General features: G+C 72.4%; 16 protein-coding genes and 1 pseudogene. 7 read left to right on the top strand and 10 right to left on the bottom strand.

The annotated features are described in order from the left end of the window. The first annotated feature begins 136 nt into the window (after positions 1-136). The gene (locus tag SCAB_RS35510; RefSeq protein ID WP_013004941.1) at positions 137-877 is read left to right on the top strand and encodes a VOC family protein; all 741 of its coding nucleotides are present in this window, start codon (positions 137-139) and stop codon (positions 875-877) included. Between the two features lie 12 nt (positions 878-889). Here SCAB_RS35510 and SCAB_RS35505 read toward each other — a convergent pair whose 3' ends face one another. Further along, complete coding sequence (locus SCAB_RS35505; RefSeq protein ID WP_013004940.1) at positions 890-2413, bottom strand: hypothetical protein; 1524 nt, start codon at positions 2411-2413, stop codon at positions 890-892. Between the two features lie 99 nt (positions 2414-2512). Beyond that, on the bottom strand, positions 2513-2917 hold the full coding sequence (locus SCAB_RS35500) for a DUF5997 family protein (RefSeq protein WP_013004939.1): 405 nt from the start codon (positions 2915-2917) through the stop codon (positions 2513-2515). A 100-nt stretch (positions 2918-3017) separates the two neighbouring features. Here SCAB_RS35500 and SCAB_RS35495 point away from each other — a divergent pair, with 100 nt between their 5' ends. Continuing rightward, complete coding sequence (locus SCAB_RS35495) at positions 3018-3770, top strand: LysR substrate-binding domain-containing protein (RefSeq protein ID WP_013004938.1); 753 nt, start codon at positions 3018-3020, stop codon at positions 3768-3770. Positions 3771-3806: 36 nt separating this feature from the next. Here the strand turns inward: SCAB_RS35495 and SCAB_RS35490 are convergent, their stop codons facing one another. Beyond that, a complete protein-coding gene (locus SCAB_RS35490) occupies positions 3807-6290 on the bottom strand; it encodes an alpha-L-arabinofuranosidase C-terminal domain-containing protein (protein ID WP_013004937.1) in 2484 nt (827 codons plus the stop codon). Positions 6291-6450: 160 nt separating this feature from the next. Between SCAB_RS35490 and SCAB_RS48765 the strand changes: the two genes are divergently transcribed. Beyond that, positions 6451-6900, top strand: a complete 450-nt coding sequence (locus SCAB_RS48765; protein ID WP_013004936.1) for a DUF6314 family protein — start codon at positions 6451-6453, stop codon at positions 6898-6900. An 18-nt stretch (positions 6901-6918) separates the two neighbouring features. Here the strand turns inward: SCAB_RS48765 and SCAB_RS35485 are convergent. The 3 genes and pseudogenes from SCAB_RS35485 to SCAB_RS35475 all read right to left on the bottom strand — a co-directional run. Then, a pseudogene (locus tag SCAB_RS35485) lies at positions 6919-7491 on the bottom strand (histidine phosphatase family protein); the annotation flags it as partial. A gap of 106 nt (positions 7492-7597) precedes the next feature. Next, the gene (locus SCAB_RS35480) at positions 7598-8035 is read right to left on the bottom strand and encodes a GNAT family N-acetyltransferase (RefSeq protein ID WP_013004934.1); all 438 of its coding nucleotides are present in this window, start codon (positions 8033-8035) and stop codon (positions 7598-7600) included. 17 nt (positions 8036-8052) lie between these two features. Beyond that, a complete protein-coding gene (locus SCAB_RS35475) occupies positions 8053-9525 on the bottom strand; it encodes an aminotransferase-like domain-containing protein (RefSeq protein ID WP_013004933.1) in 1473 nt (490 codons plus the stop codon). Between SCAB_RS35475 and SCAB_RS35470 the strand changes: the two genes are divergently transcribed. Together SCAB_RS35470 and SCAB_RS35465 are read left to right on the top strand one after the other, a co-directional pair. After that, positions 9524-10528: a DMT family transporter gene (locus SCAB_RS35470; protein WP_041670030.1), complete on the top strand. Its 1005-nt coding sequence runs from the start codon at positions 9524-9526 to the stop codon at positions 10526-10528. The two genes, SCAB_RS35475 and SCAB_RS35470, sit on opposite strands and share 2 nt — an antisense overlap. 102 nt (positions 10529-10630) lie before the next feature. Continuing rightward, positions 10631-10828: a DUF1918 domain-containing protein gene (locus SCAB_RS35465; protein ID WP_013004931.1), complete on the top strand. Its 198-nt coding sequence runs from the start codon at positions 10631-10633 to the stop codon at positions 10826-10828. Positions 10829-10852: 24 nt separating this feature from the next. On the opposite strand, the gene SCAB_RS35460 is transcribed toward SCAB_RS35465, so the two are convergent. Then, on the bottom strand, positions 10853-12115 hold the full coding sequence (locus SCAB_RS35460; protein ID WP_013004930.1) for a glycoside hydrolase family 10 protein: 1263 nt from the start codon (positions 12113-12115) through the stop codon (positions 10853-10855). A 175-nt stretch (positions 12116-12290) separates the two neighbouring features. Between SCAB_RS35460 and SCAB_RS35455 the strand changes: the two genes are divergently transcribed. Continuing rightward, positions 12291-13166 carry a 3-hydroxybutyryl-CoA dehydrogenase gene (locus SCAB_RS35455; protein WP_078580243.1) on the top strand — a complete coding sequence of 292 codons (876 nt, stop codon included), beginning with the start codon at positions 12291-12293 and terminating at the stop codon, positions 13164-13166. Between the two features lie 192 nt (positions 13167-13358). Beyond that, positions 13359-13616, top strand: coding sequence for a hypothetical protein (locus SCAB_RS35450; RefSeq protein ID WP_037725616.1), 258 nt, complete (start codon positions 13359-13361; stop codon positions 13614-13616). Between the two features lie 28 nt (positions 13617-13644). On the opposite strand, the gene SCAB_RS35445 is transcribed toward SCAB_RS35450, so the two are convergent. From SCAB_RS35445 to SCAB_RS35435, 3 genes are all read right to left on the bottom strand, one after another. Continuing rightward, positions 13645-14190, bottom strand: a complete 546-nt coding sequence (locus SCAB_RS35445; RefSeq protein WP_013004927.1) for an NUDIX domain-containing protein — start codon at positions 14188-14190, stop codon at positions 13645-13647. Positions 14191-14288: 98 nt separating this feature from the next. Further along, a complete protein-coding gene (locus SCAB_RS35440) occupies positions 14289-15629 on the bottom strand; it encodes a hypothetical protein (RefSeq protein ID WP_013004926.1) in 1341 nt (446 codons plus the stop codon). 209 nt (positions 15630-15838) lie between these two features. Continuing rightward, positions 15839-16801, bottom strand: coding sequence for a PP2C family protein-serine/threonine phosphatase (locus SCAB_RS35435; protein WP_013004925.1), 963 nt, complete (start codon positions 16799-16801; stop codon positions 15839-15841). Positions 16802-16871: the final 70 nt, after the last annotated feature.

The following is a 16871-nucleotide window of genomic DNA, read 5'->3' as shown; positions in this document are numbered from 1 at the left end:
CATGACTATACGTTTCGCTGCACGTTTATGCAATCTTTGTGGAGGCGGTGCAGGGGTCTCGGCCGAAAAGCACGGGGTCCCACCCGGCCCGATACGGCATGGGCGCCCTCACCGGGCCCTGCATAGGATCGCCGCCATGGCTCTGCGACCTGTTCAGGTGAACATCAAGGCTGTGGACGATTCGGCGCTCGGCCGGTTCTGGGCGCGTGCGCTCGGCTGGGGTGTCTCCGGCTCGGGCTCGGGCGCGACCGCCGTCCAGCCCGCCGGCTTCGATTGGCGTGATCCGGTCGGCCTGGCTGTCGACGTCATCGCCGTACCGGAAGCCGGGTCGACGGCGAAGAACCGGATGCACCTCGATCTGGCCACCACCTCCGCGGCCCATCAGCGGGAGCTGGTCGATCGCCTGCTGGCTCTCGGTGCGAGGCCCGCCGACGTGGGTCAGGGCGAGGTGCCGTGGACGGTCCTCGCCGACCCGGAGGGGAACGAGTTCTGCGTGCTGGAACCCCGGGAGGTCTACCGCGACACCGGGCCGGTCGCCGCGGTGGTGGTCGACTGCGTGGATCCGCGGGCCATGGCGCGGTTCTGGGACGCGGCCACGGACTGGACCCTGCGCGAGGTGAGCGACGACAGTGCGGTGCTGCGTTCCGCCCAGGACGTCGGCCCGTATCTGGAGTTCCTCCGCACGCCCGGTGCGCGGACCGGGCAGGACCGAGTCCATCTCGACCTGCTGCGGTTCCCCGACGACGACCACGAGACAGAGACGGCCCGGCTGCGGGCCCTCGGCGCCACCGATCTCGACGTCGGCCAGGGCGAGGTGTCCTGGAGGTGCCTGGCGGACCCGGAGGGCCACCCGTTCTGCGTGCTGGCCCGCTCCTGACGCAGAAGGGCCTTAGGGCAGCAGTTCCTCCGCCAGCCTCCGCATCTCGGCCCGCGGGAGCGCGGGGTTGGCGGCCGCGGACTCCGCGACCTGCGGGTCGGGGTCGGCCAGCAGGGCCGTGACGGCCTGGGGCGGAAGGGCCGGATGGCCGGCGGCCAGGGGTTTCGCCCGCTCGTCCGCGAGACAGGCCAGCAGGGCCGGTGCCGTCGCACGGGAGTGGCGGGCGATCTCGCGCAGGGCCCTGCGGGCCGGAGGGCTGTGCCGGGACACGTGTTCCAGCAAGGAGGGCGTGGCGTCGGGGTTGGCGGCCACCCCGGCGACGACCCGGACACCGTGCCGGTCGACCATGGCCCGCAACCGCGCTTCACCGAGGCCGGGGTGCGCGGCGACGGCCGCGACGACCTTGGCGTCGCGGTCGTCGGCCAGTACGGCACCGATCCCGGCCGGCAGATCACGCCGTCGCGCCAGGAGCAAGCGGACGACCGGGTGCGGCGACCGCGCCAGCTCCTCCACCTCGGCGGGCGTGGCCGCGGCGATCCTCGGCAGCAGGGTGCCGCCGATCCGGGTGCCGGCGGCCACGCGGGTGAGCACGTCGAGCGGCACCCGCGGGTTGTGCGCGAGCGAGCGCCGCACCTCGGGGGAGGTGTCCTCGGCGAGTGTGCGCATCAGGGCGCCGTCGATCGCGGGGTTCCCGGCGAGGTCGGCGCGGACGCCCGGCATGGGGTCCTCGGCGAGCCGGGCATACGTCTCCGAGGGCAGACCGGGGCGGGCGGCGAGGGCCTGGCGCAGCACCATCGAGGGGTGTCCTGCGTGGCCCGCGACGGCGTGGGCCGGTGTGGCCGGGTTCTCCAGGGCTGCCCACAGGGTGTCCAGTGCGGTGGATTCGTGGGAGCCGTCGCAGGAGGCGCCCGGCCGCAGGTCGCAGTCGTCCCGCGGGCAGTCCGGGGCGTGGGTGAACGGCGGTTCGTCGCGGTCGCAGACCAGGCAGTGCCGCGCGGGCGGCAGCCCTTCGCCGCCGACGAGTGCCGCCAGCACCTCCGGCGGCGCCGACTCGTTGGCCGCCACGGCCAGGCGGACCTCGGCGTGCGGATGCCCGGCGAGCCGGGCGGCCACGTCCGGCGGGGCGCACAGGGCCAGCTCGACGACGACCCGTATGTCCTGATCGGCCGCGAGGGTCTCCACCACGTCGTCGGGCAGACCGGGGCAGGCGGCCAGCTTCTCCCGGTGTTCGGCCTCCGGATCCGCCGCGAGGAGCCGGGCCCACGCGGGGTCGCCGGCACCCTCGTCGAGCAGGGCGAGGGCGGTACGCGGCTGGGCCCCGGGGTCGACGTCGGCTGCGGTCAGCCGGCCCCGGTACGCCAGAGGCACCCCGTTCAGCTCGCTCCGCGAGGCCAGCGTGAGGGTCTGCGCATGGCTGAGGTCGTCCCGGCCGGTGAGGTGGTGGTCGACGTCGTCGTCCGCCAGGGCGACGAGCCGGTCGACCAGCTCGGCCGGCAGGGCCGGATTGGCGGCGAGCCCGCACAGGAGATGGTTCACGGGGGCATCCTGCCCCGGGCCCCTGCCGGACGGCTCACGAATTTCCGCGGGCAGCGGCAGGAGGGCGGTGGGCAGGACGGAGAGTCGGGGAGCGACGGGTCAGGAACGGCTGTCGTCCGGCCGGGCCGCCCGCTCCGCGTTGCGCCGCTTGATGCGGGCGCCTTCCTTGCGGACCTCGGCCTGGGTGGCCCGCTCCTTCTGCAGCCACTCCGGGCTGTCCTGCCGGAGCGCCTCGATCTGCTCGGTGGTGAGGGCCTCGGTCACTCCGCCGCGCGCGAGGCCCGCGATGGAGATTCCCAGCCTCTCGGCGACCACGGGACGCGGGTGCGGGCCGTTGCGGCGCAGCTCCTCCAGCCAGGCGGGCGGGTCGGTCTGGAGCGCGGTCAGCTCGGCGCGGGTGACGACGCCCTCCTGGAACTCGGCGGGCGTGGCCTGGAGGTACACACCCAGTTTCTTCGCCGCGGTGGCGGGCTTCATGGTCTGGGTGGTCTGGTGCGACGTCATGGGTCAAGGGTATCGACCGCGTGCACGCCCGCCGACCACGGCCGCCCCGGTCACCGCCCGCCATGACCGGGCCGGTGCCCCCGCCCGTTAGCCTGGTGCTGTGACAGGCTCGGAAGCACCTTCTTCGTTCCGGCTCGCGTACGTCCCGGGAGTGACGCCCACCAAGTGGGTGCGGATCTGGAACGAGCGGTTGCCCGACGTCCCCCTGACCCTCCTCCAGGTCTCCCCCGCCGAGGCGTTCGGCGTGCTGCGGGACGGCGGCGCCGATGCCGGTTTCGTACGGCTGCCGGTGGACGGTGACGACCTCAGCGCGATTCCCCTGTACGCCGAGACCACGGTCGTCGTGGTTCCCCGGGACCATGTCGTGGCGGCGGTCGAGGAGGTGACCACCGAGGACCTGGCGGACGAGGTGGTCCTGCATCCGCTCGACGACACCCTCGGCTGGGAGCGGCCGCCGGGAGAGCCGGCGTTCGAGCGCCCCGCCACCACGGCGGACGCGATCGAGCTGGTGGCGGCCGGGATCGGTCTCCTGATCGTTCCCCAGTCGCTGGCCCGGCTGCACCACCGCAAGGACCTCACCTACCGCACGGTCACGGACGCCCCGGAATCCCGGGTCGCCCTGTCCTGGCCCCAGGACGCGACCACCGACCTGGTCGAGGACTTCATCGGCATCGTCCGGGGCCGTACGGTCAACTCCTCCCGGGGCCGCGCCAAGCCCGCGGAGGAGAAGAAGCCGCCACAGAAGCCCAGGCGTCCCGCGGCGAACACCGCCCGCCGCCAGCCCACGACGGCCCGGGGCCAGCGGAACGCGAAGAGCGGCGGCAAGCCCGGAAAGCCCCGCCGCCGCTCCTAGGGCCTCCTCACCACTGCCCCGGAGGCCGCGCTCCCCTCACCGCTTCTTGATCCGCAGGAACGTCACGGAGTTCGCCGGGAACGTGTAGCTGAACTTCTCGGCCACCCCGCCGAACGTGGACCTCACCGGCGCGACCGGTGTGGCGGTCTCCGTGTTCACCGCATCCGGCGCGGCCGTCAGCGTGGTCACGTGGGCGGTGGACCGCACTCGCGCGGTCCCGAGGTCGATGGACGTACGCGCCGCCGACGGCTGGGCGTTGACGACCTTGACGATCAGCTCACCGGTCTCCGCGTCCCGCGTCACCACCTGGCGGAACGGCTCGGCCGGCTTGTCGTCGGTGAAGCTGCCCCACTCCTTGCCGTCGAGGAGCAGGGTCACCTTCCGCCCGCGCACCTCGACCTCGATGTCGTAGGCGCGGCCCGTCTCGATCGTGCCCGGCTTGGAGATCAGTGAGGACTTGCCGCCGTCCACGGCCTGCTCGACCGCGCTGGTGGTGTTGTTCCAGCCGCCGAGGTTCCACCAGTAGTAGTTGCCGGTGTCCTTGACGCCGAAGGCGACGAGGAAGCCCTCCTTGCCCGCCTTCTTGGTGGCCTTCACCTTCAGGTCGTAGTCGTGCCAGGCGGTGTCGCCGGCCGAGACCATGGTGTTCTCGGCGGCCACGTCGGTCTGGGTGTACTGCCCGTCCTGGATGCTCCAGCTGCCGCGGCCGGTGTGGGTCCACTGCGAGGCGTCACCGCCGAAGTCGTCGGTGAGCAGGGTCGTGCCGTCGGCCGCGGTCACCTTCACGTCGTCGTACGCCGCCGTCGTCGCCCAGGTCGACAGGCCCACGGCGCCGGTGATGGGGCCGGAGAGGGCCGGTGTACCGGTGGCCGTCGACGGCACCACGCGGTCGCCGACGTTGTTCATGAACAGCTTCTGGTTCTCGTAGTTGGCGGAGTTCCAGGACGCGTGGTTGTTGAACCAGATCATGTCGGGGCTCCACTGCACGTAGTCCTCGTTGGCGAGGAGCGGCGCGTAGGAGGCGAGTTTCACGATGTCGGCGTTGCGCTCCAGGCCGGTCATGAAGGCGGCCTCGGAGAGGGCGTTCTTGAAGGCGTTGCCCTGGGAGGCGTACTCGCCGAGGAAGACCTTCGGGCCGCTCCGGTCGTAGGAGTCGTAGCGGTCGTTGTTCTGGAGGAACCACTGCGGGCTGTTGTAGTAGTGCTCGTCGACCATGTCGACCTTCGCCTCGCGGTTCAGCTTCCACGCGGTGTCGAAGGTGGCCCCCGTGTCGTCGGGGCCGGAATTCGAGATCACCGTGATGTCCGGGTACTTCGCCGCGATGGCGGCCCGGAACTTCTTGAAGTGGGCGAAGAACTCGTTCGGCAGGTTCTCCTCGTTGCCGACGGCGAGGTGGGTGAGGTGGAAGGGCTCCGGGTGGCCCATCTCGGCGCGCTTGGCGCCCCACTCGCTGGTCACGGGGCCGCCTGCGAACTCGATGAGGTCAAGGGTGTCCTGGATGTGCCGCTGGAGGAGGGCCTCGTCCTCGGTGGCCCGGTTCTGGCCGCAGCCGGTGACCAGGGCGGGCACGACGGGCAGCGGCATCGCGCCGATGTCCTCGGAGAACTGGAAGTACTCGTAGTAGCCCAGTCCGTAACTCTGGTTGTAGCCCCAGAAGTTGGAGTTGGTGGCGCGCTGCTCGACGGGGCCGATGGTGTCCTTCCACTGGTAGGAGCGCTTGCGCTCCCAGTTCGAGGCCGCGCTGTAGTCCTGCATGGAGCCGGTGTTGACGAGGCAGCCGCCGGGGAAGCGGACGAAGCCGGGCTCCAGTGCGGCGATCTTCTCGGCGAGGTCCGCGCGCAGGCCGTTCCTGTGGCCCTTGTAGGTGTCGCGCGGGAAGAGGGAGACCTCGTCGAGGGCGGCGGCACCGGCGGCGGCGACGGTCAGCCGGCCCGTGGAACTGGTCCGCGTCGCCCTGAGACGGACCTTGTACTTGGCCCAGCCGCCCTTGACCGTGACCTCGGCGGCCTCGGCGAGGGCGCCGTCCGCGTCCTGGAGCATGACGGTCAGCGCCGTACGGCTCTCGGCGCGCGCCCACACCGAGAAGTCGTACCGCTCGCCCTTCTCGACGCGGACACCCGTGTTGTAGCCGGCGTTGGTGACAGCCGAACCGGCGCCCAGGGAGAGGTAGTTGCGGTTGCGCTCGTTGAGGCGGCCGGCGTCGTTCACCACCCGCGCGGTGCCGTCGACGGACCAGGAGGTGAGGGGGGTGTAGGCGCGGTTGTCGGCGGTCGAGTACTCGAAGGACCGGTTCTGCACCAGCTCGGCGTACAGACCGCCGTCGGCGGCCCGGTTGATGTCCTCGAAGAAGACGCCGTACATCGTGTCGTCGATCTTCGCCCCCTCGGTGGAGGGGTCGACGGTGATCGCGTAGTCGGTGACGTCCTCGGCGTGTGCGGGTGCCGGGATCAGCGCGGCCGTCGTCAGGAGGGCGGTGGCGGTGAGGCCGAGTCGCCAACGGGCGCGGGTGTTGCGTGACATGAATACTCCGCGGCTCGGGGTGGGGGCATGGGGGCGTGAGAAACAGGGAGTGGTTCGAAATATCAGACAATGATCAGCACATCGAACGGCAAGATAGGGAGGTGACGAGATCAGCGTCAACGGGTCGCGCGGTACCGAAAGTGTCGGAAGTGAAGGACCGATGAGCGATTTCCTGCCAGTTCCCGATGCCCTGGCGTATCTCTCCGGCGGCTGGCGGGTCGTGCGATCCGTGCGGGACCTCGCGAGCGGGGCCGAGGGGGTGTTCACGGGCCAGACCGTTTTCGGCCTACTGGACGACGGCGGACTGCTCCACCGGGAGACCGGAACTTTCGTGTGGCAGGGCGTCCCCCGCCCCGCCGAACGCACCCTGCGCTTCCTGCCGGGCACCGCTCCCGGCACGGCCGACGTCCGCTTCGGCGACGGCCGCCCCTTCCACGACCTGGACCTGACCACCGGCCACTGGCGTACGGACCATCCCTGCGCCGCCGATCTCTACCGGGGCACGTTCGAGGTCCACGACGAGAACCGCTGGCGGACGCTGTGGCGGGTAGGCGGCCCCGCGAAGGACCTGCTCCTGGTCACCGACCTCACCCGCGAGCGAGCGCGCTGACAAGCGGGCGCCCGCCTGGCGCGCGGCGCCCAGCCGCAGGTTCCAGCGTCCGGCGTGACCCGCGACCGTGACCGTCGACAGGGGGCCGATGTCCATGTTCCAGTACGACGACGGCGGGGCCTTGAGCGCGTAGACCAGGGCGGCCCGCAGGACCGACGGCTCGGCCACGGCGACGATCCGGCAGCCCTCCTCGGCGGGCCGGGTCTCCAGCCAGCCGCCGATGCGGGAGATGAAGGTGATCAGCGACTCCCCGCCGTGCGGTGTGGAACGGGGGTCGGCGAGCCAGGCGTCCACGGCCGAGGGCTCCCGCGCCATGGCCTCACCGAGGGTGAAGCCGCGCCAGCGGCCCATGTCGCAGTCCCGCAGCGCGGGCTGGGCCAGCGGGGCGTAGCCGAGGGCGTCCCCGGTGGCCCGGCTGCGGGGTGTGGGCGAGCAGTAACGCAGCTCGGCCGCCGCCAGGGGCACCAGCTCATGGGCGGCGCGCTGTACTTCGTCCCAGCCGGCCTGGTCCAGCGGCCGGTCGTCCTCGAAACGTTCCGCGAGCAGCGAGGAACAGCGCGCGGCGGCGACGAACGTGACCCGAAGTGGCATGCGGCGATGGTGGAACGAGGGACTGCGCAGGTCAAGAGGCGTTACTCAGGAGTTACCAGGGGTATCGCCACGCGTACCGGTAAGCGGTCGTCACCGCGCCCGGGGCTCACTCGGAGACCAGCGCCATCCACCGGCCGGGCTCGGCCAGCGGCTGGAAGCCGAGCTTGGCGTAGACCCCGTGCGCGTCGTGCGTGGCGAGCAGGACGCGCCGCAGCCCGTACGGCCCCAGGTGGTCGCGGACGGCCGCGACCATGGCGGTGCCCAGCCCCTTCCCGCGCACCGACGGGTCGACGTAGACGTCGCAGAGCCAGGCGAACGTGGCCCGGTCGGTCACCACCCGGGCGTATGCGACCTGCTTCCCCGAACCCTCCTCGTACACCCCGAAGTTGAGGGATCCGCGGATCGCGCTCTCCAGCTTCTCGCGGGGGCGGCCGAGGGCCCAGTACGCGTCGGTGGACAGCCAGTGGTGGACCCGGGCCACGTCCAGGCGGGCGGGGTCGTCGGACATCTCGTAGCCCCCGGGGAGGGCCGCACCGTCGTTCATGGCTGGACGTTCGCAGGTCAGAGGCCCACTGTCGAACCGTTTACCGCGGTCGCCAGCCGCCGGACCCCTTCCGCGATCTCGCCCGCGCCCGCGACGCCCGCGAAGCTCAGCCGCAGGTGTCCGGCCGGGGGTTCGGCGCTGAAGTACGGGCGGCCGGGGGTGACGGCGACGCCCGCGCGGAGGGCGGCGGCGACCAGGGCGGGCTCTCCCCCAGAGCCGAAAGCCTGGGAGGTGCCCCCAGTGCCGTCGGGCAGACGCAGCCACAGGTGGTAGCCGCCGGAGGGGATGTGAGGCAGGGCGAGTTCGGGCAGGCGCGTCCGCAGCTCGGTGGTCAGCGTGTCCCGGCGGTTGCGCAACTCCCGGGAGACCGCCCGCAGATGGCGGGGCCAGGCGGGAGAGCCGACGAGTTCGAGGGCGGCTTCCTGGAGGGGGCGGGGGACGAAGAAGGTGTCGACGACCTGGATGGCGCGCAGCCGTTCCAGGACCGGCCCGCGGGCGGCGAGGGCGCCCACCCGGAAGCTGGGCGAGGTGGCCTTGGTGAGCGAGGAGACGTGCACGACCACGCCGTCGGGGTCCTCGGCAGCCAGGGGCGCGGGCAGAGGGCCGGCGTCCTCGTGCACGAGCCGGCGGACGAAGTCGTCCTCCACGACGAACGCCCCCGCCTCTCGGGCGATCCGCAGCACCTCGCCCCGGCGCTCCACCGAGAGGGCGGCGCCGGTGGGGTTCTGGAAGAGCGGCTGGCAGACGAAGACCCGGGCGCCGGACGCCCTGAACGCGTCGGCGAGCAGGGCGGGCCTGACCCCGTCCGCGTCCACGGGCACGGGCACGGGCCGCAGTCCGGCGGCCCGGGCGATCGCCAGCATGCCCGGATAGGTGGGCGATTCGACGAGCACCGGCGCTCCGGGCGGCGCGAGGGCACGCAGGGCGGTGGTGAGGGCGGACTGGCCGCCCGCCGCGACGATCACCTCGGCGGCGGTGATCGCCCCGCCGATGCTCCGCGCGAACCACTCCCGCAGTTCGGGAACGCCCTCGACCGGCGGCCGGGCCCATACTCCGGGCCGGCGCCCGGCTCTCGACAGGGCCGCGCCCATGGCCTGCTCCGGCTGCAGGGAGGGGTGCAGATAGCCGCTGTTGAACTCGATCACGCCGGGAGGCGGAGAGGCGAGGGAGACCAGCACCCCGGAGGCGTCCACCGTGCGGGGCGACGGCTCGGCGCTCCCGTCCGCGCTCAGCGCGACCTCCTGCCAGGAGGTGTCCCCCACCGGTGTGCCGCGGTCACGCGGCCGGGCCCGGAAGGCGCCCGCCCCCGGCCGGGTCACCACGAGCCCCTCGGCGGCGAGCTGCGCCAGGGCCCGCGAGACGGTCACCGGGCTCACCCGGAACCGCTCGACGAGCGCCCGGCTCGACGGCAGCTTTCCGCCCGGTGAGTAGCGGTCCAGCTCCTTCTTCAGCTGTTCCGCCAGTTCCGCACCACTGCTACGCTCTTGCATGAGAGCAGAGAGTAGCGCTATCGCCAGCCCTTCAGTAGCGGTGGACCGCGAGAGCCCTTCACTACCGGTGGACCGCGAGCCGCAGACCGGCGGGCAGCAGCCCCGACCCGCCGGGACCCGGCCGGCGGACACGACCGTGGCCGTCCCGCGCACGGGCGGCACCCTCCAGGCCGCCCTCGGTGTCACCGCCTTCTCCCTCACTTTCCCGGCCACCGCCTGGGGCCTGGAGAGCTTCGGCCCCTGGTCGCTGGTCGCCGTGCGCAGTGTCCTCGCCGCCGTCCTCGCGGGGGGCTGTCTGCTGGCCCTGCGGGTGCGGCCGCCCGCCCGCCGGCACTGGGCGGGGCTCGCGGTCGTGGCCGCCGGTGTCGTCCTGGGCTTCCCTCTGCTGACCACGCTCGCGCTGCGGACCTCGACCACCGCGCACGCCGCCGTGGTGGTCGGCCTGCTGCCGCTGACGACGGCCGTGTTCTCCGCGCTGCGCACGGGCACGCGCCCCTCGCGCACCTTCTGGACCGCCGCGCTCGCCGGAGCCGCCGCCGTCATCGCCTTCACCGTGACGCAGAGCGGCGGCGCCCTGACCACCGCCGACCTGTACCTCTTCGCCGCCCTGCTGGTCTGTGCGGCCGGCTACACCGAGGGCGGCCGGCTGGCCCGGGTGATGCCCGGCTGGCAGGTCATCGGCTGGGCGCTGGTGCTGTGCCTGCCGCTGAGCGTGCCGGGAGCCCTGCTGGCACTGGCCCAGGAGCCGGTCCGGCTGAGCGCGCACGGGGTGGCCGGGCTGCTGTGGGTGGCGGCCGGGTCCCAGTTCCTGGGGCTGGTGGTCTGGTACCGGGGCATGGCGGCGATCGGCATACCGAAGGCCAGCCAGTTGCAGCTGGCGCAGCCGCTGCTCACACTGGTGTGGTCGGTGCTGCTCCTCGGGGAGCAGCTCACCCCGGCCGCTCCCCTGACGGCCGCCGCCGTACTGGTCTGCATCGCGGTCACCCAGCGTTCCTCGGCCTGAGGACGCCCGGGAGCCGTTCGCCGCACACCGGTCCGACCGGCGCCGCCCGCACCGGACCGCGGTCATGGAACGCCACTCCCGTGCGAGACGAGGAGGCCCCCGATGCAGGCAGCTGTAGGCGACACCCTGCTGGTGCACGGCAGGACCGTCGGGCACCACGACCGGACCGCGCGGGTCCTGGAAGTGCTCGGCCACGACGGCAACCCGCCCTACCGGGTCCGGTTCGAGGACGACGGGCACGAGGCGCTGATGTCTCCGGGCCCGGACACGGTCGTCCGTCACCCCGGCGAGCCCGGGTAACGGGTCCGCGCCCGCCCGGCCCCGTCAGCGCGGTGGTTCCGCCGGCCGTTGGTAGTGGTCGGCGACCACGCGTGCCATGGCCCCGATCTTGTCCTCCTCCACCTCCTTGGCGGAGAAGAACACATGTCCCCGGACCTCTGCGTGCTCCTTGGCGAGGGTGAGGTGCCGCGACAGCTCGGCCGGGTCCTGCCAGGCCGCGGGCTGCGCCGGGTCGCCCGCCTTGTACAGGGCCTCCCCGATGTACAGCCGCGTCCCACTGCCCCGGGCGGTCTCCTCCCACCAGGGCAGCAGCTCGGCGTAGTCGGCGGCCGCGAAGCCGATGTCCCAGTACAGCTGCGGAACGATGTAGTCGATCCAGTTCTCCCGGACCCAGGTCCGTGTGTCCGCGTACAGATCGTCGTACGTCTGTACGCCGGCCCGCGTGGCCGAGCCCCGTGCGTCGGTCTCGGCGTTGCGCCACACCCCGAAGGGGCTGATCCCGAACTGTGTGCCGGGGCGGATCGTCCTGATCTCCGCGGCGGTCTCCCGGACCAGCCGGTCGATGTTGTCCCGCCGCCAGGCGGCCCGGCCGGGGAAGCTCCCGCCGTACCGGTCGTACGCCGCGTCGTCGTCGAAGACCTGGCCGGCCACCGGGTACGGGTAGAAGTAGTCGTCGAAGTGCACGGCGTCGACCGGGTACTTCCGCAGGGCGTCGAGCATGGCCTCGCGCACGAAGGCGCGGACGGCGGGGATGCCCGGGTTGTAGTAGAGCTTGCCGCCGTAGGGGACGACCCAGTCGGGGTTCTTCCGGGCCGGGTGCGAGGCGACGAGACGGCTCGGGTCGGCGTGGACGGCGATCCGGTACGGGTTGAACCAGGCGTGCAGTTCCAGGCCCCGGGCGTGCGCCTCCTCGACCGCCGTGCCGAGGGGGTCCCAGCCGGGGTCCTTGCCCTGGGTGCCGGTGAGGTACTGGGACCAGGGCTCGTGCGGGGAGGGCCAGAGCGCGTCGGCGGTGGGACGGACCTGGAAGATCACCGCGTTGAGGCGGCGGGCCACGGCGGTGTCGAGGTGGGAGCGGAGTTCGGCGCGCTGCTCGCCGGCGGACAGGCCGGGGACGGAGGGCCAATCCCGGTTGAGGACGGTGGCCAGCCACATGCCGCGCAGCTCGCCCTCGGCCGCCCTGCGGCGGCGGGGGCTGGGCCTCCCGCCGGCGACGGCGGTACCGGCCGCCGCACCGCCGGCCGCCACGAGTGTCGCCGCCGCGGTCGCCCAGAACGCCCGTCGTGACATGCGTGGCTTTCGGTACATGGGGCTACCTCCGCGTCCCGCTTCCCGCGTGTCCGCGCCGTCGCGGACCGGTCCCGGCCAGCCTTCCATGGACACCCGGAATACTGATCAGTAGACGCCACGGGTAACGTGCGGGTTTGGCGCAGGACCGAACCAGGGGTATCTGCCAGGTACGTGGACCAGTGAAAGGGACGATGTGACGGACTTCCCGACAGGCGATCTCGCACGAGTCGGAGTCGTGGGCTGCGGCCAGATGGGAGCGGGCATCGCCGAGGTGTGCGCCCGCGCCGGACTGGACGTGAAGGTCGCCGAGACCAGCGGCGAGGCTCTGGAGATCGGCCGTACCCGGCTGTTCAACTCCCTGTCCAAGGCGGCGGAACGCGGCAAGATCACCGAGGCGGAGCGGGACGGGACGCAGGCGCGCCTCAGTTTCACGACCGACCTCGGCGAGTTCGCCGACCGTGATCTCGTCATCGAGGCGGTCGTGGAGAACGAGCAGGTGAAGACGGAGATCTTCCAGGTGCTCGACCAGGTGGTGACCCGCCCCGACGCGATCCTCGCCTCCAACACCTCCTCCATCCCGCTGGTGAAGCTCGCGGTTGCCACCTCCCGGCCCGACCACGTCATCGGCATCCACTTCTTCAACCCGGCCCCGGTACAGAAGCTCGTCGAGCTGATCCCGGCCCTCACCACCTCCGAGGGCACCCTCAGCCGGGCACAGCTGTTCGCCGAGAAGGTGCTCGGCAAGCACGCCGTGCGCGCCCAGGACCGCTCGGGCTTCGTCGTCAACGCGCTGCTCGTGCCGTATCTGCTCTCCGCGATCCGGATGTTCGAGTCGGGCATCGCGGGCCGCGAGGACATCGACAACGGCATGGAGCTGGGCTGCGCGCATCCGATGGGCCCGCTGAGGCTCTCCGACCTGATCGGTCTGGACACCATCGTCTCCATCGCCAACAGCATGTACGACGAGTACAAGGAGCCGCTGTACGCCGCTCCCCCGCTGCTCCAGCGCATGGTGGACGCCGGACGGCTCGGCCGTAAGACGGGGTCCGGCTTCTACTCGTACGCCTGACTACGGACGGTCAGTCTCCTTCGGTGCCCACGGGCCCGGTACCTGGAAAGGTGCCGGGCCCGTCGTATTCACACACCGTGTGCGCGGCGGACACGCATATGCCGTTCGCACACTCTCCCCGCGCGCCCACCAGGGGAGTTGACTGCACGTGCACATGCAAGCGATGACACGACTACAGAGAGGAGCGGACTCGTGGCCATCGACCCCGAGCATCCCGTGCACCACGGCGAACTCGCAGAGTTACGCCGCCGCCTGGATGTGGCGCACACACGCGTCGAAGGAGGGCTGACCCTGCTGAGCCACCGCGCCGAACAGAGCGCCAAGGAACTGGACGACCTGCACACCCGGGTCGTCACCCTGGAGCACGCCCGCTGGCCGCTGCCCGCGGTGGCGGCCCTCACGTCCCTGGGCGCCCTCGTGGTGTCCGTCTGGCAGGCACTGGGCCGCTAGGACCCCGGGGCGGGACGCCCGGAGGCTTTCAGGGCCTGGTGTCCTGCCCGAGACGCAGATGGTGCAGCAGGAGCAGGGCGGCCGCCATGTTGGCGGCCGGGACCTCGCCGCGGGCGACCATGTCGGGCACGAGCTTGAGGGGGACCCATTCCCTGCGGTCCGACTCGAAGTCGTCCACGGGATGACCGACGTACGCGCCCTCGTCGGCCCAGTAGATGTGGTGCCGGGCGTCGGTGAGCCCGTTGGACGGCTCGACGCTCATCAGGTGGCGCAGGGGTCCCGGCCGCCATCCGGTCTCCTCCTCCAGTTCGCGGGCGGCGGCCTCGGCGACGGCCTCGCCGTCCTCGACGACACCCGCCGCGAGCTCCCACCCCCAGCTGTCGGTGATGAAGCGGTGCCGCCACAGCAGCAGCACCTCGTTGGCCTCGTTGATCACGGTGGCCACGGCCACGGGCCGCAGCCGTATCAGGAAGTGATCGAGGTGTCGCCCGTCCGGCAACGCGACATCTGCGAGATTGACGCTGAACCAGCGGTTCGAGTACACAGTTTGTTCGCTCTGTTTCGCCCACTGCATGGTTCTGCCACCTTCCTCCGAGTAAGTGGCAATATCGCAGCAGGAGCTGAGGGACAGCAGGCGCACGGCCGGTGCACGGCCGCACCCCGGGCACCGCGTCAGATCGGTACGCGCAGTGCTCCGTCGATGAGTTCGGCGGCTTCGGAGGTCCCCGCGCAGCCGCTGCGCACGAGGTGTTCACGCACCGCCCGCAGTCGGTCGCGCAGGCGCATGGACTCCATACCCCGTGCTTGTTCGGCCATTTCCACGGCGGTGGCCACCGCCTTGTCCGCGTGGCCCTGCCGCAGCTCGATCTGGCTGAGCATCGCGAGCCGGTGCACCCGCCCCCGGTCGTGCGCCGGGGTGCCGACGGCCGCCGCCGCGTGCTCCGCCGCGGCCGTCAGCTCACCGAGGCTGAGCAGTGCCTCCGCCACCTGTACGTTCACCAGACCGGGCTGGACATAGCCGGTCTCATCGGGTTCGTGGCCGCGCCGGATGTGCTCGGCGGCCTGCTCGGCCCGCCGGATGCAGGACAGGGCACTCGTACCGTCGCCCAGGTGCGCGTACGCCTTCGCCTGCATCGCGTAGAGGTCGGAGGAGAGCGCGGGGGTGATGTGCCGGCCCGCGGTGCGCAGCGCCGCCTCGGCGAAGGCGACGGCCTGCCGGTGCTCGCGCATGAACAGCGACTGGTTGACGAGGAGTGCGATCACATAGGCGCCCAGCCCTCGGTCCCCGCTGGCCTTGGCCAGCCGCAGCGCCTGGTGGAAGTACCGCTGGGCCAGCCCGTGGGCGTCGGCGTCGTAGGCGCAGATCCCGGCGATGGCCACCAGTCCCCCGGTGGCCCGGTGCAGTTGGCGCCCGGTGGCGTCGGTGTAGGTGCCCCGCAGCAGCGGCGCGGCCTCCGCGTTGAGGAACCCGACGATCCGGGTGCGCGTGGCGACACCACCGGCCTTGCGGTACATCTGCTCGTAGTGGGTACGGGCCGCGCGCAGCATCTCGATGTCGGCCATGCTCACGTGGTGCCGCCCGCCGCGGGACACGTCGACGTCCTCCGGCGGGTTCTCCCACTCCCAGACCGGCATCACGGCGGGTGTGCCGGTGACGGCGGGGGCACCGAGGACGTGCGGGCGCTGCTGCTCGTCGGAGCGCCACAGGGCGGTGGCGCGCTCCACGAACCCCGAAAGCCCGGCCCCGTGCGAGGAGACCGGCTCACCGGGCACGCCGAGTCCGATGTCGTCGAGGGTGACCGTCCGGCGCAGCCGTCCGGCGAGCACCTCGCAGATCAGGTCGGGCACCTGGCCGCGCGGCCGCTGGCCCTTCAACCACCGTGCCACGGCGGTGTGTTCGTATCTCAGGGCGAGTCCCCGGGCCCGCCCCGCCTGGTTGACGTGGGCGGCGAGACCGGCGTGGGAGACACCGGCTTCGTCGAGGATCGCGTCGAGCAGGGTGTTGGGCTGCATGAAGGCCCTCCGGTGGCTCGGTGCCGGCGCATCGCAGCGTAGCGCCTCCGGTTTCACACGGGGTGTGAAAGGAATGCCCGGATTCGGACGGTGCGCGCGCTGTCGCGGAGAGTTCCGGACCGGTTGACTGAAAGGCCTCGCAAGAGGCCGGCCGGGCCGCCGGCTCCCCCTCGTACAGTGCGGTGGCCCTGCCGGGCGGAACGGCGCGGCTACGGGGCGGGGGCGACCGGTGGGGTGTCGGGCGCGGACCATAGGTGGCTGGTCGCGCCCCCCGGCGAAGCCGCGGATGTATGCAGCCCCGCGCCCCTGAGAACCGCCGTGCGTACACGGTCGTTGCGGAGGACCAGCATCGCGATGTCGTCCTTGGGCCGTCCCCCGGCGTGACGCAGGAGCTGCGTGAAGACGGAGCGGAGTACCGCCCGGGGCGGGACGGGGCGGCCTCGTACGGCTTCCGTCAGCGCGGCGGCCAGGGGGAAGAAGCGGCCCTGGCCGTCCCTGGCGTCCTCCACACCGTCCGTGTGCAGGAACAGGGCCTCGCCCGGGAGCAGTCGGCCGCAGGCGGTGACCGGTAGTTCGGCGGGCAGCGGGAAGAGTCCGAGCGGGGGCATGGGATCCGCGCGGGCGACCGGTGTCGCGCGGCCGACGCCGAGCAGGTACGGCCAGGGATGCCCGCAGTTGAGGGCGTGGAGGGCGCCGTCGGGGGCGATCTCCAGGAGGAGGACGGTCACGAAGTCCTCGGCGTCCTCGGTGTCCCCGGTGCTCGCGGTGTTCCCGGGACGGGCGCGGTCGCGGTCCCGCAGGTGCCGGGCGAGGGCGCGGTCGAGGCGGGAGAGGACCCCGGTCAGCTCGGCCTCGTCGTGGGCGGCCTCACGGAAGCCGGCCAGCACGGCGGCGACGGTGCCGATGGCGGCGACTCCGTGTCCCCGTACGTCGCCCATCACCACCCGGACGCCGTGCTCGGTCGGGATCACCTCGTACAGGTCGCCGCCGACCCTCGCGCCCCGGTCGGCGGAGAGCAGCGCGGCGGCGGTGGCCAGTCCGTCGATCCGCGCGGGCAGCGGCCTCAGCAGAGCGCCGCGCACGGCGGCCGCGGCCTCGCGGGCCTGCCGCGTCTCCCGCAACAGCACCCGCCCGACGTGCAGCAGCAGTCCGGTACCGGCCGCGAGGCACACGGCACCGCCGGCGATCCGGACCCCGACACGGGGGGACCGCCGGCCGAACGGCCCGCGTCCCCGGGACCAT

The sequence above is a fragment of the Streptomyces scabiei 87.22 genome (assembly GCF_000091305.1).
GTDB lineage: Bacteria > Actinomycetota > Actinomycetes > Streptomycetales > Streptomycetaceae > Streptomyces > Streptomyces scabiei.
This window is presented reverse-complemented; position numbering and strand designations above follow the sequence as displayed.

Excerpts from the sequence above, each read along its gene's own strand:
- SCAB_RS35510 (WP_013004941.1), top strand. The coding sequence starts at position 137 with ATGGCTCTGCGACCTGTTCAGGTGAACATCAAGGCTGTGGACGATTCG.
- SCAB_RS35500 (WP_013004939.1), bottom strand. The coding sequence starts at position 2,917 with ATGACGTCGCACCAGACCACCCAGACCATGAAGCCCGCCACCGCGGCG.
- SCAB_RS35490 (WP_013004937.1), bottom strand. The coding sequence starts at position 6,290 with ATGTCACGCAACACCCGCGCCCGTTGGCGACTCGGCCTCACCGCCACC.
- SCAB_RS48765 (WP_013004936.1), top strand. The coding sequence starts at position 6,451 with ATGAGCGATTTCCTGCCAGTTCCCGATGCCCTGGCGTATCTCTCCGGC.
- SCAB_RS35480 (WP_013004934.1), bottom strand. The coding sequence starts at position 8,035 with ATGAACGACGGTGCGGCCCTCCCCGGGGGCTACGAGATGTCCGACGAC.
- SCAB_RS35470 (WP_041670030.1), top strand. The coding sequence starts at position 9,524 with ATGAGAGCAGAGAGTAGCGCTATCGCCAGCCCTTCAGTAGCGGTGGAC.
- SCAB_RS35475 (WP_013004933.1), bottom strand. The coding sequence starts at position 9,525 with ATGCAAGAGCGTAGCAGTGGTGCGGAACTGGCGGAACAGCTGAAGAAG.
- SCAB_RS35465 (WP_013004931.1), top strand. The coding sequence starts at position 10,631 with ATGCAGGCAGCTGTAGGCGACACCCTGCTGGTGCACGGCAGGACCGTC.
- SCAB_RS35460 (WP_013004930.1), bottom strand. The coding sequence starts at position 12,115 with ATGTACCGAAAGCCACGCATGTCACGACGGGCGTTCTGGGCGACCGCG.
- SCAB_RS35445 (WP_013004927.1), bottom strand. The coding sequence starts at position 14,190 with ATGCAGTGGGCGAAACAGAGCGAACAAACTGTGTACTCGAACCGCTGG.
- SCAB_RS35440 (WP_013004926.1), bottom strand. The coding sequence starts at position 15,629 with ATGCAGCCCAACACCCTGCTCGACGCGATCCTCGACGAAGCCGGTGTC.